The organism is Citrobacter sp. B72 (assembly GCF_016894305.1).
Taxonomy (GTDB): domain Bacteria; phylum Pseudomonadota; class Gammaproteobacteria; order Enterobacterales; family Enterobacteriaceae; genus Citrobacter; species Citrobacter portucalensis.
Genome location: NZ_CP069801.1, coordinates 302,494 through 318,168 on the forward strand (window position 1 = coordinate 302,494; position 15,675 = coordinate 318,168).

The following is a 15,675-nucleotide window of genomic DNA, read 5'->3' on the forward strand; positions in this document are numbered from 1 at the left end:
GGAATCACCTATATGAATGCTCCATTTACTTATGCATCGCCCACACTCAGCGTAGAGGCACTTAAGCATTCTATTGCCTATAAGCTGATGTTCACGATTGGTAAGGACCCGGTCATTGCCAATAAACATGAGTGGCTGAACGCCACGTTGTTCGCGGTGCGCGACCGTCTCGTGGAGCGCTGGCTGCGTTCTAACCGTGCGCAATTATCTCAGGAAACTCGTCAGGTCTATTACTTGTCTATGGAGTTTCTGATTGGCCGCACGCTTTCCAATGCACTGTTATCGCTGGGCATTTATGACGATGTCAAAAATGCGCTGGAAGGTATGGGGTTGGATCTTGAAGATCTGATCGACGAAGAAAACGACCCGGGTCTTGGCAATGGCGGTCTCGGGCGTCTGGCGGCCTGCTTCCTGGACTCTCTGGCAACGCTGGGCCTGCCGGGACGCGGTTACGGTATTCGTTATGACTACGGTATGTTCAAGCAGAACATTGTTGATGGCCGCCAGAAAGAGTCGCCGGACTACTGGCTGGAATACGGTAACCCGTGGGAATTCAAACGCCACAACACGCGCTACAAAGTGCGTTTTGGCGGGCGTATTCAGCAGGAAGGTAAGAAAACGCGCTGGATAGAAACCGAAGAGATCCTCGCGGTCGCCTACGACCAGATTATCCCCGGCTACGACACCGACGCCACCAACACGCTGCGCCTGTGGAATGCCCAGGCCAGTAGCGAGATCAACCTCGGTAAATTTAACCAGGGCGACTACTTTGCGGCTGTGGAAGATAAAAACCACTCCGAGAACGTCTCCCGCGTACTGTACCCGGACGACTCCACCTATTCAGGACGCGAGCTGCGGTTGCGCCAGGAGTATTTCCTGGTCTCCTCTACGGTGCAGGACATCCTGAACCGTCATTATCAGCTGCACAAAACCTACGACAATCTGGCGGATAAAATCGCCATTCACCTCAACGATACCCATCCGGTGCTGTCGATCCCTGAGCTGATGCGCTTGCTGATCGATGAGCATAAGTTCAGCTGGGACGATGCGTTTGAGGTCTGCTGCCAGGTCTTCTCGTATACCAACCACACCTTGATGAGCGAAGCGCTGGAGACCTGGCCTGTCGATATGCTGGGCAAAATTTTGCCGCGCCATCTGCAAATCATCTTTGAAATCAACGACTACTTCCTGAAGACGTTGCAGGAACAGTATCCAAACGATACTGCTCTGCTGGGGCGGACGTCGATTATCGATGAATCAAACGGCCGTCGTGTGCGTATGGCATGGCTGGCGGTGGTAGTGAGCCACAAGGTTAACGGCGTTTCCGAGCTGCACTCCAACCTGATGGTGCAGTCGCTGTTTGCTGATTTTGCGAAGATTTTCCCGACTCGTTTTTGCAACGTCACCAACGGCGTGACGCCGCGCCGCTGGCTGGCGCTGGCTAACCCGTCGCTCTCTGAAGTGCTGGATGAGAACATTGGTCGCACCTGGCGAACCGATCTCAGCCAGCTCAGCGAGCTTGAGCAGCACTGCGATTACCCACTGGTAAATCAGGCTGTGCGCCGCGCGAAGCTGGAGAATAAAAAGCGTCTGGCCACGCTCATCGCCCAGCAACTGAACGTGGTGGTGAACCCGAAATCGCTGTTTGATGTGCAGATAAAGCGTATTCACGAATACAAACGCCAGTTGATGAACGTGCTGCATGTGATCACCCGCTACAACCGCATTAAGGCCGATCCTGACGCTGAGTGGGTGCCGCGTGTGAATATCTTCGCCGGTAAAGCGGCTTCTGCTTATTACATGGCGAAACACATCATTCACCTGATCAACGACGTCGCGAAAGTGATCAACAACGATCCGCAAATTGGCGACAAGCTGAAAGTGGTGTTTATCCCCAACTACAGCGTCAGCCTGGCGCAGGTGATTATTCCTGCTGCCGACCTTTCTGAACAGATTTCTCTGGCCGGGACCGAAGCCTCCGGTACCAGTAATATGAAATTTGCTCTTAACGGTGCGCTGACCATCGGTACGCTGGACGGCGCCAACGTTGAGATGCTGGAGCATGTGGGCGCAGAAAATATCTTTATCTTTGGTAATACGGCGGAAGAGGTCGAGGCTTTACGCAGCCAGGGCTACAAGCCGCGTGAGTATTACGAGAAAGACGAAGAGCTGCACCAGGTGCTGACGCAGATCGGCAGCGGCGTATTCAGCCCTGAGGAGCCGGGACGCTATCGCGACCTGGTGGATTCGCTGATTAACTTTGGCGACCACTATCAGGTTCTGGCGGATTATCGCAGCTACGTTGATTGCCAGGATAAGGTTGATGAACTGTATCGTCACCCGGAAGAGTGGACCACCAAGTCGATGATTAATATTGCCAACATGGGGTACTTCTCGTCGGACAGGACGATCAAAGAGTACGCCGAAAACATCTGGCATATCGATTCGGTGCGGTTGTAACACACGATGCCGGGGGCGCTTCGCTTGCCCGGCCTACGTTTATGCACTCTTGTAGGCCGGGTAAGGCGCTAGCCGCATCCGGCATTTTTATCAGGACGCCAGCGACAACTGGTGTTTTTCAATGTACTCCGCCAGCCACTGGGTCATACGCGACTGCTGCTCAGCATTCAGCCACATACCTTCTTTCGTGCGACGCCACAACGCATCTTCCGCACGACGAACCCATTCATGATCGACCAGATATTTCAGCTCGGCCTCATAAAACTCATGGCCAAAGTCTTCACCTAACTCGGCAAGCGAGGTGGCTTCGCCGATAACCCATTCGGTGTTGCTGCCGTAGGTGCGAGAGTAATGGCGTGCCAGCGACTCGGTCAGGAACGGGTAGCGACGGCGCAGTTTGGCCGCGTAATCTTCGCGATCGCCGCCAATGTCACCGCCTGGCAGAATGCACTCTTTCGTCCATGCCGGACCAATACCCTGGTAGTACGATGCCAGTTTTTCCATCGCGTGCTCAGCCAGCTTACGATAGGTGGTCAGCTTACCGCCAAAGACCGACAGCAGCGGCGCTTTGCCGTTTTCGTCGTGGATATCCAGCGTGTAATCACGGGTGATCGCCTGCGGTGAGTCAGACTCGTCATCGCACAGCGGACGCACGCCTGAGTAAGTCCAGACGATATCATCACGGCCCAGCTGTTTCTTAAAGTGCGCGTTGTAGACCTTCAGCAGGTAATTGATTTCGCTTTCATCAATTTTCACTGCTTTCGGATCGCCTTTGTATTCAACGTCTGTCGTCCCGATGATCGAGAATTCGTCCATCCATGGGATAACAAACACAATACGCTTATCTTCGTTTTGCAGAATATAAGCTTGCTTCTGGGTATGTACGCGCGGCACTACGATGTGGCTGCCTTTAATCAGGCGAATGCCGTACGGTGATGGCAGGTGCATACCGTCGTCGAAGAACTCTTTCACCCACGGACCGGTGGCGTTGACCAGGCCACGCGCCTGCCAGGTGTATTTTTTGCCGGTATCGATATCTTCAGCTTCAACAATCCACAAACCGTTTTCACGGCGAGCAGAAGTGGCGCGAGTGCGGGTTAATACTTCTCCGCCTTTGCGTACGACCATTTGGGCGTTTGCCAAAACCAGTCGCGCATCGTCTACCCAGCAGTCGGAATATTCGAAACCGCGCACAATCTCAGGTTTCATTACGGAATCCGCGCCAAAACGCAAACCGGTAGAGCTTGGCAAACTGGTGCGTTTGCCCAGATGATCGTACATAAACAAACCAATGCGGATCATCCACGCCGGACGCAGGTGCGGGCGATGGGGCAGGCGAAAGCGCATCGGGAAGGCGATATGCGGTGCCATTTTCAACAGCACTTCACGTTCGGCCAGCGCTTCGCTTACCAGACGAAATTCGTAGTGTTCCAGGTAGCGCAGGCCACCGTGGATGAGTTTGGAGCTAGCGGAAGAGGTGGCGCAGGCTAAATCCTGCGCTTCCAGCATCAGCACGGATAAACCGCGTCCAGCGGCATCTGCCGCGATACCGGCACCGTTGATGCCTCCACCTATCACAATCAGATCTTTGGTTTCCATGCTGGCCTCTCGCACTTTCGTTATAGCTCATTAATGTTCGTTATCGAGCATAATAGCAAAGAATCGCGCCATTGGTAACATCGGATAAACAATTTACAGTGATACATATAACATTATGGCGTTTAACTGCCGTCGGGACGTACACTAAGCAGTAACATGTCTGAAAAGCGTCACCTGCCATATAAAGAAGAGAGAGCAATGGATCAGTTTGAATGTATTAATGTCGAAGAAGCGCATCAGAAGCTGCATCAGGGGAGCGCGGTGTTAGTGGATATCCGTGATCCGCAAAGCTATGCCATGGGTCATGCCCCGCAGGCGTTTCATCTGACGAACGACACGCTGGGGTCATTTATGCGCGAGCATGATTTCGACACCGCCGTGTTGGTGATGTGTTATCACGGCAACAGCAGTAAAGGTGCGGCGCAATATCTTCTTCAGCAGGGTTATGACGCGGTTTACAGCGTTGACGGCGGCTTCGACGCCTGGCATCGACATTTTCCGGCAGAAGTGGCATACGGTTCGTAAGCTAACAAAGATGCAGCCTGAAACGGGTAGGATATATATACTGTCCTCTTTTGTGTGGATGAAGCGACAGCAACCATGTTGATGATTACCTCTTTTGCTAACCCCCGCGTGGCGCAGGCATTTGTTGATTATATGGCGACACAGGGCGTTATCCTGACGATTCAACAACATCAGCAAACGGATGTCTGGCTGGCGGATGAGTCCCAGGCCGAGCGCGTGCATGCTGAACTGGCGAGATTTCTGGAGAATCCGGGCGATCCGCGCTACCTCGCGGCAAGCTGGCAGTCGGGTCAGACCGACAGCGGTCTGCACTACCAGCGTTATCCGTTCCTGGCCACATTGCGCGAACGCGCAGGCCCGGTAACCTGGTTGGTGATGGCCGCGTGTGTGCTGGTGTTTATCGCGATGAACGTGCTGGGCGACCAGGCGGTGATGCTCTGGCTGGCATGGCCGTTTGACCCTTCGCTGAAATTTGAATTCTGGCGTTATTTCACCCACGCTTTTATGCACTTCTCGCTGATGCATATTCTGTTCAACCTGTTGTGGTGGTGGTATCTCGGCGGTGCGGTTGAAAAGCGTCTGGGCAGTGGAAAACTGATTGTTATTACCGTGATCAGCGCCCTGTTGAGCGGCTATGTTCAGCAGAAATTTAGCGGCCCGTGGTTTGGTGGACTGTCTGGCGTGGTATATGCGCTGATGGGCTACGTGTGGTTGCGTGGCGAGCGCGATCCGCAAAGCGGTATTTTCCTGCAGCGTGGTTTGATTATCTTTGCTTTGATCTGGATTGTTGCCGGCTGGTTTGATCTATTCGGCATGTCGATGGCGAATGGCGCTCATATCGCCGGGTTGGCCGTGGGTCTGGCAATGGCGTTTGCCGATACGATGAATGTGCGGAAACGAACTTTGTAGGCCGGATAAGCGTTAGCGCATCCGGCAAAATTTCAGGGAACACTAATGAAGCAAACACAACGACATGACGCGATCATCGAGCTGGTAAAAAAACAGGGATACGTCAGTACTGAAGAGCTGGTGGAGCATTTCTCCGTCAGCCCGCAGACGATTCGCCGCGATCTTAACGATCTGGCCGATCAGAACATGATTTTGCGCCATCACGGCGGCGCGGCGCTGCCATCCAGCTCGGTCAACACCCCGTGGCATGACCGTAAAGCGACGCAGACGGCGGAAAAAGAGCGCATTGCCCGCAAAGTTGCCACGCAAATCCCGAACGGCTCAACGCTGTTTATTGATATCGGAACCACGCCGGAAGCGGTGGCTCACGCGCTGCTTAATCACAGCAATTTACGCATTGTGACCAACAACCTCAATGTGGCGAACACGCTGATGGCGAAAGAGGATTTCCGCATAATCCTCGCCGGTGGTGAACTGCGTAGCCGCGACGGCGGTATTATGGGCGAAGCGACCCTCGACTTTATTTCTCAGTTCCGTCTGGACTTCGGCATCTTAGGGATCAGCGGCATCGACAGCGATGGTTCTCTGCTGGAGTTTGATTATCACGAAGTTCGCACCAAGCGCGCGATCATTGAGAATTCACGGCATGTGATGCTGGTGGTGGACCACTCGAAGTTTGGGCGTAACGCGATGGTGAATATGGGCAGCATCAGTATGGTGGATGCGGTGTATACCGACACGCTGCCGCCTGCTGGTGTGATGCAGGTGATTGCTGACCATCATATCCAGTTAGAGCTGTGCTAAGGTAATTCCAGGCCTGATAAGCGTTGCGTATCAGGCATTAACTAAACGCCGTACCCCATCATCTTCAGCAGCTTCTGCGCATGTTGCACCGCATCCTGGCGATGTGCGACGCCGAGCTTTTGGTACAAATTGCGGATGTGCGTCTTGATGGTCGTTGCCGCGACGGCCAGCTCACCGGCGATCTGCTCGTTGCTGTAGCCAGAATAAATCAGTCCCAGAACCTGCCATTCGCGCTGGGTCAGCGGGCTGGTGCGGATAAGCTCCGGCACTTCCGGGTGAGTAAGTAGACGCTCAACGAATCCTTCATCGAAGTGGGCAAATTTATGGCGGTGGTGCTGGTTAATCTCACGCAAAATGCGCTGGGCGCGGTGCTGATCGAGCTCCGGTAAGGTATTGAGCTGAATCAGCTGACGCAGTTGTTGCGCCATGGCCTCGCCTTCGATAACAAAGTGGCTGATAAACCCGGTACGGTTCGCCAGCTGTAGGGCGTCGAGTAACACACGCTGGGCGTCATTTTTGCGCCCTGCCTGCCAGTAGAGCTGATTAAGCAGCAACAGGTTGCGGTTCAGATCGCTCATCAGGCGCAGGTTGCGCGCATTTTCATTCAACTCTTCCAGCACAATCTCAGCCGGTTCAAACTCGCCGAGCAGGATTTGCGCGCGAGCGATGTTGCGCCACTGGCTTTGCAGGAAGTGGTTATTGGCGAATTCTGGTTTCGGCGTGTGGCGCAGCCAGTTGGCGGCCGAGTTTTTGTCGCCCACCATTTGCCAGTAAATCACCCGCACCTTATCGGCGTTGGAGATCCAGTCGCTGTGATAGTGACCGTTGCCCAACAGGTTTTCCAGACGGTTGAGCAGGCTGCGAGCGTTATCGAGATCGCCCCGTGCCAGTGAACACTGAACCAGCAGCGCCAGACACTGTAGCTGTTGCTGCGGCTGGAAAGTGGAAAGCAGTTCAATACCGCTACGGGCAGAAGCTTCTGATTCATCCAGACGCGCCCATGCCCACAGTAGCTGCGCGCGAATACGTACCAGGAATTCGTGCATCGGCAGCTGTTCCAGGTGCTGTTCTTTGATCAGTTGGAATGCTTTTTCCTGAGTTTCCCAGGCGGCCTGTAAAAAGCCCTGGGCAAACAAAATTTCGCTTTGCTGGATAAGGCTCCACAGCGCGTAATGCCAGACGTCATGATGACGCGCCATTTGCTCGGTTTGCTGCATTAACGCCAGAGAGCGCGTGAGATCGCCCTTACAGTGCAGGACTTCGCCGTGCACCGAGGTGGCGACGATCCGGCTATAGAACCAGGCGATGGGCAACTCATCCAGCGCCAGTTTCGCCAGGCGTTCGGCTTCGTCAGGGTTGCCGTCGTTAATCGCTACCTGCGCCCGTAAAGCGTTGAATTCGGCGTGCAGTGTTGGCTCCATGTCGCCTTTCATTTCCTGCTCTGCGCGCGCCAGCAAGGTGTTAACCTCTCCGTAGCGGTGCTGGCTTTGCATCAGCCAGGCTTGCAACAGAACCAGACGCGGATTTTCCAGCAGGCTTTCCCACGGCAGGGCTTTCAGCGACTCTTCCAGTAACGTCAGCTCGCTATGGTTAAACAGTCCCCACGCATGATTAAGCAGGATATCGCGCAGCATATGGGCGTCGCCGGCCGCCAGCGCGTGGTGGATAGCTTCGCTGGGGAAGCCTTGCGCCATCCAGCTTTCAGCTGCGGCGCGGTGTATTTCGGGCAGTTCGTTCGCCAGCTCCCATTGGCAGCGCTGGCGTAAAAAGCTGCCAAACAGCGGGTGATAGCTGAACCACTCGCCAACGTCATCCATTCGCTGCAGGAATAACCCCTGGCGCTCAATTTCTTCCAGCCGCATCTGGCCGTTTTCTTCCCCGGTAACGCGGACGATTAGCGCATCGTTCATGGATCGCAGAATGGCGCTTTTTAGCAGGAAGTGACGGGTGCCGAGGTCGACGCTGTCCAGCACTTCATCAACCAGATAATCGGACAAATGGCTGGCGTTGATCCCCGCGAGGCGTCGTGCCGACTGGTGCGCGGAATGATTGTTCTGGCGGGCGGAAAGGGCGATCAGTTGTAATGCCGTGGCCCAGCCAGCAACGTCATCGCACATCCGGCTGCTTTCAGCAGCTTCGATGGGGGAGGACAAACGTCGGTCGAAAAATTGTTTGGCTTCCTGATGGTTAAAGGCTAACTGTTGGCTGCCTATCTCCAGTAGTTGATCGCGTACCCGCAGGTTAGCAATGCCCAACTGCGGCAGGTTGCGCGACAGCACGACCAGCGTAAGGTTTTCAGGCTGGTGACGCAGGAAGAAACGCATCGCTTCGTGAATGGCCGGATTAGAGATCAGATGATAATCATCTACTACCAGGTAGAGCGGGCGGTGCCACTCGGCCAGTTCGATAAATAGCTGGGCAAACAGTGACGTCAGGCTGGCGTACTGACGTTTTTGCACCATTGCTTCACTGGTGGTGCAGTGTCCTCCGGTCGCCTGCTGGATAGCGGCGATCAGATAACTGGCAAAGCGCTCTTGCTGATTATCGCCCTCATCCAGAGAATACCAGCCTAAATCATTTTTCCCTGCCGCCCATTGTGAAACCAGCGTCGTTTTTCCATAACCAGCAGGACTTGTTATCAGGGCAAGCCTGAAATTGTTCGCGCCGGAAAGTTTAGCCAACAGGCGCTCACGAACCACCGTATGGTCGAGTCGAACCGGACGACTTAATTTAGACGGAATCAACATAAGTTAGTCACTTCACTGTGTGAAAATAGGGAAGAATGATTTTTTTTGCGCTTCGTAATTAATAGATATAAGGTCGGCCAGATTGGTGTTTTATGCAAGCTAAGCGGACTTTTTGTGTGTCTGATTTTGCACTATGTCACAAATCTATACATCTATTGCAATAAATGCTTTAAAGAGTCGCAACAGGCGTGGCGACTGGATCCGTTGTAATTTTGACTGTGTCGAAAAATCCCTCTCTTTTTATGTGGTTACTCAAATAGCTAATGAATATCACCGAATTTTGTGGCCGACTTAAAAGTTTTATGTGAATTATCTTATCCGGCACAGATATTTCAGGTTAGAAACTATTTCCCTATTTACACATTGTTTTCATCGTCATATCGCTATTTGATATTGTCGATTAATCCTTTGTTACTAATGCGTCATTCGAAGAGCGTTATGCGGGGTTTGCGCGAATTTACGGGCAATTACCTCCCCTTTAAGTGGTGGTGATCACACTTTTATGCTCATCCCCGCTCCTCCTCCCTCCCTAATCCGTGCCAGGATGAGGAATGTCAACAACGAGCCAGGCAAACTAGCGATAACGTTGTTTTATTACCTAAGGATCTGGAACCCCTATGTCACAGCCTACTTTCAACAAAGATCAATTTCAGGCTGCCCTGACGCGTCAGTGGCAGCGCTTCGGTTTACTGTCGGCTCAAGAAATGACGTCGCGCCAGTGGTGGCAGGCAGTGAGTGGGGCGTTGGCTGAGTTACTCAGCGCCCAGCCTGCGGCGAAACCGGCAAAAAATCAGCGTCACGTTAACTACATCTCGATGGAGTTTTTGATTGGTCGCCTGACCGGCAACAATTTACTCAACCTCGGCTGGTATCAGGCGGTGAGCGATGAGCTGAAAGCGCATGACGTCAACCTGACTGATCTGCTGGAAGAAGAGATCGATCCGGCGTTGGGTAACGGTGGATTGGGACGCCTTGCGGCCTGCTTCCTTGATTCGATGGCGACAGTCGGCCAGTCGGCGACGGGCTATGGCCTCAACTACCAGTACGGCCTGTTCCGTCAGTCGTTTGCCGATGGCCAACAGATGGAAGCCCCGGATGACTGGCATCGTGGCAGCTACCCGTGGTTCCGTCACAACGAGGCGCTGGATGTGCAGGTTGGGATTGGCGGCAAGGTCACCAAAGAAGGGCACTGGGAGCCAGGGTTTACTATCACCGGCCAGGCCTGGGATCTGCCGGTTCTCGGTTACCGTAACGGCGTAGCGCAACCGCTGCGTCTGTGGCAGGCCAGCCATGCGCACCCGTTTAACTTGACCAAATTTAATGACGGCGATTTCCTGCGCGCAGAGCAGCAGGGCATCGACGCTGAAAAACTGACGAAAGTGCTGTACCCGAACGATAACCACACCGCGGGTAAAAAGCTGCGCCTGATGCAGCAGTACTTCCAGTGCGCCTGCTCCGTAGCCGACATTCTGCGCCGCCATCATCTGGCAGGGCGTAAGCTGCACGAACTGGCTGATTACGAAGTCATTCAACTTAACGATACTCACCCGACTATCGCGATCCCTGAACTGCTGCGCGTGCTGATTGATGAGCACCAGATGAGCTGGGACGATGCGTGGGCGATTACCAGCAAGACCTTCGCTTACACCAACCACACCCTGATGCCGGAAGCGTTAGAGTGCTGGGATGAGAAACTGGTGAAAGCACTCCTGCCGCGCCACATGCAAATCATCAAAGAGATTAACGACCGCTTTAAGACGTTGGTTGATAAAACCTGGCCGGGTGATGCTGAAGTCTGGGCGAAGCTGGCAGTGGTGCACAATAAACAGGTGCGTATGGCCAACATGTGCGTGGTCAGCGGTTTTGCGGTCAACGGTGTGGCGGCGCTGCACTCCGATCTGGTGGTGAAAGATCTGTTCCCGGAATATCACCAGCTCTGGCCGAACAAATTCCATAACGTCACTAACGGGATTACTCCGCGTCGCTGGATTAAGCAATGCAACCCGGCGCTTGCCGCACTGCTGGATAAATCGCTGAAAAAAGAGTGGGCTAACGACCTCGACCAGCTGATTAACCTGGAAAAATACGCGGACGATGCGAAATTCCGTCAGCAGTATCGTGACATCAAGCTGGCGAACAAAGAGCGTCTGGTGAAGTTTATTAAAGCGCGTACCGGTATTGAAATAACGACTAACGCTATCTTTGATATTCAGATTAAACGTCTTCATGAGTACAAGCGCCAGCACCTGAATCTGCTGCATATTCTGGCGTTGTACAAAGAAATCCGTGAGAACCCGCAGGCAGATCGCGTGCCGCGCGTATTCTTGTTTGGCGCAAAAGCTGCTCCGGGTTACTACCTGGCGAAAAATATCATCTTCGCCATCAACCAGGTTGCACAAACCATCAATAACGACCCGAAAGTCGGTGACAAGCTGAAGGTCGTCTTCCTGCCGGATTATTGTGTCTCGGCGGCGGAAATGCTGATCCCGGCGGCGGATATCTCTGAGCAGATTTCAACTGCAGGGAAAGAGGCTTCCGGCACCGGTAACATGAAGCTGGCGCTGAACGGTGCGTTAACCGTAGGTACGCTGGATGGCGCAAACGTCGAAATCGCCGAGAAGGTGGGTGACGAGAATATCTTTATCTTTGGTCATACCGTGGAAGAGGTGAAGGCGCTCAAAGCCAAAGGCTACGACCCGGTGAAATGGCGTAAAAAAGACAAAGTGCTGGATGCTGTCCTGAAAGAGCTGGAAAGCGGGAAATACAGCGATGGCGACAAGCATGCCTTTGACCAGATGCTGCACAGTATCGGCAAGCAGGGCGGCGATCCGTATCTGGTGATGGCGGACTTCGCGGCCTACGTTGAAGCTCAGAAGCAGGTTGACGTGTTGTATCGTGACCAGGACGCCTGGACCCGGGCGGCGATTCTGAATACCGCGCGTTGCGGCATGTTCAGCTCGGATCGCTCCATCCGCGATTATCAGGCTCGTATCTGGCAGGCGAAACGTTAAGGAATCGCGATGGAAAGCAAACGTCTGGATAATGCCGCGCTGGCGGCGGGGATCAGCCCCAATTACATTAATGCCCACGGTAAACCGCAGTCTATTGGCGCCGAAACCAAACGGCGTTTGCTTGACGCCATGCATCGCACCACCGCTGCCACTCAGGTGGCGGTAACCCCGGTGCCGAATGTCATGGTCTATACCGCTGGCAAGAAAATGCCGCTGGCGGTTGAGGGAAGCGGAGAGTTTAACTGGCTGCTGACCACCGAAGAGGGCGTGCAGCACAAAGGGCATGCCGTCGGCGGTAAATCTTTTAACCTTCCGGCGAAGCTGCCGGAGGGGTATCACACGTTGACCCTGACCCAGGGCGAGCTGCGTTCCCATTGTCGTATCATCGTGGCACCAAAGCGCTGCTATGAACCGCAGGCGTTGTTAGCCGGGCAGAAGCTGTGGGGCGCATGTGTTCAGCTCTACACCTTGCGATCGGAAAAGAACTGGGGGATTGGCGATTTCGGCGATCTCCGCACTATGCTGGAGGATGTGGCGCAACGCGGCGGCGCGTTTATCGGGCTTAATCCGATTCACGCGCTGTATCCGGCGAATCCGGAGAGTGCCAGCCCGTACAGCCCGTCGTCACGTCGCTGGTTGAACGTTATTTATATTGATGTAAACGCCGTAGATGATTTCCGTCTGAGTAAAGAGGCGCAGGCGTGGTGGAAGAAACCCGCGACTCAGCAAGCTCTGCAACGCGCCCGCGATGCCGAGTGGGTTGATTATTCTGCTGTTACCGCACTGAAGATGACGGCGCTACGTATGGCGTGGAAAAGCTTCTCTGCGCGTGATGATGAGCAGATGGCGGCATTTCGCCAGTTTGTGGCTCAGGAAGGGGATAGCCTCTACTGGCAGGCGGCCTTTGATGCGCTGCATGCGCATCAGGTGAAAGAGGACGCATTGCGCTGGGGCTGGCCGGTGTGGCCAGAAGCTTTCCAGTCAGTGGACTCGCCAGAGGTAAAACGCTTCTGCGAAGAACATCGTGATGACGTAGATTTCTACCTGTGGTTACAGTGGCTGGCGTATACCCAGTTTGCTGACTGCTGGAAAACCAGCCAGGGCTTTGCCATGCCGATAGGGTTGTATCGCGACCTGGCCGTTGGCGTGGCCGAAGGCGGGGCGGAAACCTGGTGTGACCGCGAGTTGTATTGCCTGAAAGCTTCAGTTGGCGCGCCGCCGGATATTCTCGGTCCGCTTGGGCAAAACTGGGGACTGCCGCCGATGGATCCGCACATCATCACGGCACGCGCCTACGAACCGTTTATCGAACTGCTGCGCGCCAATATGCAGAACTGCGGCGCGTTGCGTATCGACCATGTCATGTCGATGCTGCGTCTGTGGTGGATCCCTTACGGTGAAACTGCCGATCACGGTGCCTACGTGCATTATCCGGTCGATGATTTGCTTTCAATTCTGGCGCTGGAAAGTAAACGTCACCACTGCATGGTGATTGGTGAAGATCTGGGTACCGTGCCGGTGGAGATCGTCAGCAAGCTGCGTGACAGCGGCGTCTACTCCTACAAAGTGCTTTATTTTGAGAATGACCATGAGAAAAACTTCCGTGCGCCGAAAGCGTACCCGGAACAATCAATGGCAGTCGCGGCGACGCATGACCTTCCTACGCTTAAAGGTTATTGGGATAGCGGCGATCTGACGCTAGGTAAAGCACTGGGCCTGTATCCGGATGAAGTCGTGCTGCGCGGGTTGTATCAGGACCGGGAACTGGCGAAACAAGGGCTGCTGGACGCGCTGCACAAATACGGCTGCCTGCCAAAACGTGCCGGTCACAAGGCGTCCCTGATGTCGATGACGCCGATTCTGAATCGCGGCATGCAACGCTACATCGCTGACAGCAACAGTGCGCTGCTGGGCCTGCAACCGGAAGACTGGCTGGATATGGCTGAGCCGGTCAACATTCCGGGGACCAGCGACCAGTACAAAAACTGGCGGCGTAAGCTCACCGCCACGCTGGAACAGATGTTCGCCGATGAAGGCGTGAATAAGCTGATTAAGGATTTGGATAAGCGGCGAAAAGCGGCCGCGAAGAAGAAGTAAAAAAGCCGGGGATTTCCCCGGCTTTTTTATGGTGATGGCTCGTAGCACGTAGGCCTGATAAGCGTAGCGCCATCAGGCTCAGTTTTATCAGACCACCATACCCAGCAGCAGACACCCTACCAGACCGCAGACGGAGATAATGGTTTCCAACATTGACCATGACTTGATGGTTTCACCGATGGTCAGGTTGAAGTACTCCTTGAACAGCCAGAACCCAGGATCGTTCACGTGGGAGAAGATGACGGAACCGGAACCAACCGCAATAACCATCAGCTCAGGGCTTACGCCGGTCGTTGCAATCAGCGGTGCCACAATCCCACCTGCAGTAATCGCTGCAACGGTTGCGGAACCCAGTGCGATACGCAGTACTGCAGCGATAGACCATGCCATCAGCAGCGGAGAAACGTTAGAGCCGTGCATCATTGAGGCGATGTATTTGTCCACGCCGCTATCAACCAGAACCTGTTTAAAGGCACCGCCACCACCGATGATCAACAGCATCATCGCGATGATTTTGATTGAGGACACCAGCGTGTCGTTAATCTGATCCATCGAACGTCCGCGGTTCAGACCAAAAGTGAACATCGCAATCAGCACCGCAATCAACGTTGCCATGACCGGGTCACCGAGGAATTCAGCAACCGTCAGGAAAGCATGGCCTTTCGGCAGAATCATCTCCGCCACGGCGCGCATTGCCATCAGGATAACAGGGACCAGAGAGGTCCAGACGCTGACGCCAAAGCCTGGCATCTCTTCTTCAGTGAAGGTTTTTGCGCTGTACAGACCTTCCGGGATTGGCTTATCGATGCCTTTCAGGAAACGCGCGTATACCGGACCGGCGAGAATAACGGTCGGGATTGCCAGAATCGTACCAAACAGCAGAGTTTTACCCATGTCTGCGTGGAAAATGGTGGCAATAGCGGTTGGACCCGGGTGCGGCGGCAGGAAGCCGTGAGTAACGGACAGCGCAGCCGCCATCGGCACACCAACGTACAGCAGCGGGATGTTAGCAGCGGCAGCAATGGTGAATACCAGCGGCAGCATCAGCACGAAGCCGACTTCGTAGAACAGGGCAAAACCGACGGTGAATCCGGTTAATACCACTGCCCACTGAATGTGTTTTTTGCCGAATTTAGCAATCAGCGTGGTTGCGATGCGCTGTGCGCCGCCGCAGTCCGCCAGCATTTTGCCCAGCATGGCGCCAAAACCCATAATCAGGGCGAGGCTGCCAAGGGTTCCGCCGACGCCGGCTTTAATCGAACCGATGACTTTATCCAGTGGCATCCCTTGCATCAATCCGACAGCAAGCGCCACCAGGACGAGAGCGATGAAGCCGTTCATTTTGAAACGGATCATCAGGAGGAGTAACAAGATTACACCGATAGCAACGATGACTAATGGCATGATTTACCTGGCCTTTACTTTGTTATGGGTAACGTCAGTGTTTAGATGACAAATTCCGATTGTCCCGACCGGGAACAGAGTATTCTCAGCACCAATGCTGGTTGCCTTCAAAACTAATC

At 54.1% G+C, this 15,675-nt stretch carries 9 protein-coding genes; 6 read left to right on the forward strand and 3 right to left on the reverse strand.

Translation table 11 applies throughout. The features are described from left to right. The first annotated feature begins 12 nt into the window (after positions 1 to 12). Positions 13 to 2,460: a glycogen phosphorylase gene (glgP, locus tag JQN59_RS01390; protein WP_048215392.1), complete on the forward strand. Its 2,448-nt coding sequence runs from the start codon at positions 13 to 15 to the stop codon at positions 2,458 to 2,460. A 90-nt stretch (positions 2,461 to 2,550) separates the two neighbouring features. Here glgP and glpD read toward each other — a convergent pair whose 3' ends face one another. Then, positions 2,551 to 4,059 carry a glycerol-3-phosphate dehydrogenase gene (gene glpD, locus JQN59_RS01395; RefSeq protein WP_008786343.1) on the reverse strand — a complete coding sequence of 503 codons (1,509 nt, stop codon included), beginning with the start codon at positions 4,057 to 4,059 and terminating at the stop codon, positions 2,551 to 2,553. 198 nt (positions 4,060 to 4,257) lie between these two features. On the opposite strand from glpD, the gene glpE reads away from it, so the two are divergent. The 3 genes from glpE (at position 4,258) to JQN59_RS01410 (ending at position 6,297) form a co-directional block, all read left to right on the forward strand. Next, on the forward strand, positions 4,258 to 4,584 hold the full coding sequence (glpE, locus tag JQN59_RS01400; RefSeq protein WP_003827629.1) for a thiosulfate sulfurtransferase GlpE: 327 nt from the start codon (positions 4,258 to 4,260) through the stop codon (positions 4,582 to 4,584). A gap of 75 nt (positions 4,585 to 4,659) precedes the next feature. Further along, the gene (gene glpG / locus JQN59_RS01405) at positions 4,660 to 5,493 is read left to right on the forward strand and encodes a rhomboid family intramembrane serine protease GlpG (RefSeq protein ID WP_032945236.1); all 834 of its coding nucleotides are present in this window, start codon (positions 4,660 to 4,662) and stop codon (positions 5,491 to 5,493) included. A gap of 45 nt (positions 5,494 to 5,538) precedes the next feature. Then, entirely contained in the window at positions 5,539 to 6,297 is a 759-nt protein-coding gene (locus JQN59_RS01410) for a DeoR/GlpR family transcriptional regulator (RefSeq protein ID WP_003023499.1), read from the forward strand. A gap of 41 nt (positions 6,298 to 6,338) precedes the next feature. Here JQN59_RS01410 and malT read toward each other — a convergent pair whose 3' ends face one another. Beyond that, positions 6,339 to 9,044, reverse strand: a complete 2,706-nt coding sequence (malT, locus tag JQN59_RS01415; RefSeq protein ID WP_003827634.1) for an HTH-type transcriptional regulator MalT — start codon at positions 9,042 to 9,044, stop codon at positions 6,339 to 6,341. A gap of 617 nt (positions 9,045 to 9,661) precedes the next feature. Here malT and malP point away from each other — a divergent pair. Continuing rightward, complete coding sequence (gene malP, locus JQN59_RS01420) at positions 9,662 to 12,055, forward strand: maltodextrin phosphorylase (protein WP_103284630.1); 2,394 nt, start codon at positions 9,662 to 9,664, stop codon at positions 12,053 to 12,055. A 9-nt stretch (positions 12,056 to 12,064) separates the two neighbouring features. Continuing rightward, positions 12,065 to 14,152, forward strand: a complete 2,088-nt coding sequence (malQ, locus tag JQN59_RS01425; RefSeq protein ID WP_136391406.1) for a 4-alpha-glucanotransferase — start codon at positions 12,065 to 12,067, stop codon at positions 14,150 to 14,152. Positions 14,153 to 14,239: 87 nt separating this feature from the next. On the opposite strand, the gene gntT is transcribed toward malQ, so the two are convergent. After that, positions 14,240 to 15,556 (reverse strand): gluconate transporter, encoded by a 1,317-nt coding sequence (gene gntT / locus JQN59_RS01430; RefSeq protein WP_003023507.1) that lies wholly within the window; start codon positions 15,554 to 15,556, stop codon positions 14,240 to 14,242. Between the last annotated feature and the right edge of the window lie 119 nt (positions 15,557 to 15,675).

Bases quoted from the DNA above. Each gene is read 5' to 3' on its own strand.
- gntT (WP_003023507.1), bottom strand. From the start codon at position 15,556: ATGCCATTAGTCATCGTTGCTATCGGTGTAATCTTGTTACTCCTCCTG.
- malP (WP_103284630.1), top strand. From the start codon at position 9,662: ATGTCACAGCCTACTTTCAACAAAGATCAATTTCAGGCTGCCCTGACG.
- malQ (WP_136391406.1), top strand. From the start codon at position 12,065: ATGGAAAGCAAACGTCTGGATAATGCCGCGCTGGCGGCGGGGATCAGC.
- malT (WP_003827634.1), bottom strand. From the start codon at position 9,044: ATGTTGATTCCGTCTAAATTAAGTCGTCCGGTTCGACTCGACCATACG.
- glpE (WP_003827629.1), top strand. From the start codon at position 4,258: ATGGATCAGTTTGAATGTATTAATGTCGAAGAAGCGCATCAGAAGCTG.
- glgP (WP_048215392.1), top strand. From the start codon at position 13: ATGAATGCTCCATTTACTTATGCATCGCCCACACTCAGCGTAGAGGCA.
- JQN59_RS01410 (WP_003023499.1), top strand. From the start codon at position 5,539: ATGAAGCAAACACAACGACATGACGCGATCATCGAGCTGGTAAAAAAA.
- glpG (WP_032945236.1), top strand. From the start codon at position 4,660: ATGTTGATGATTACCTCTTTTGCTAACCCCCGCGTGGCGCAGGCATTT.
- glpD (WP_008786343.1), bottom strand. From the start codon at position 4,059: ATGGAAACCAAAGATCTGATTGTGATAGGTGGAGGCATCAACGGTGCC.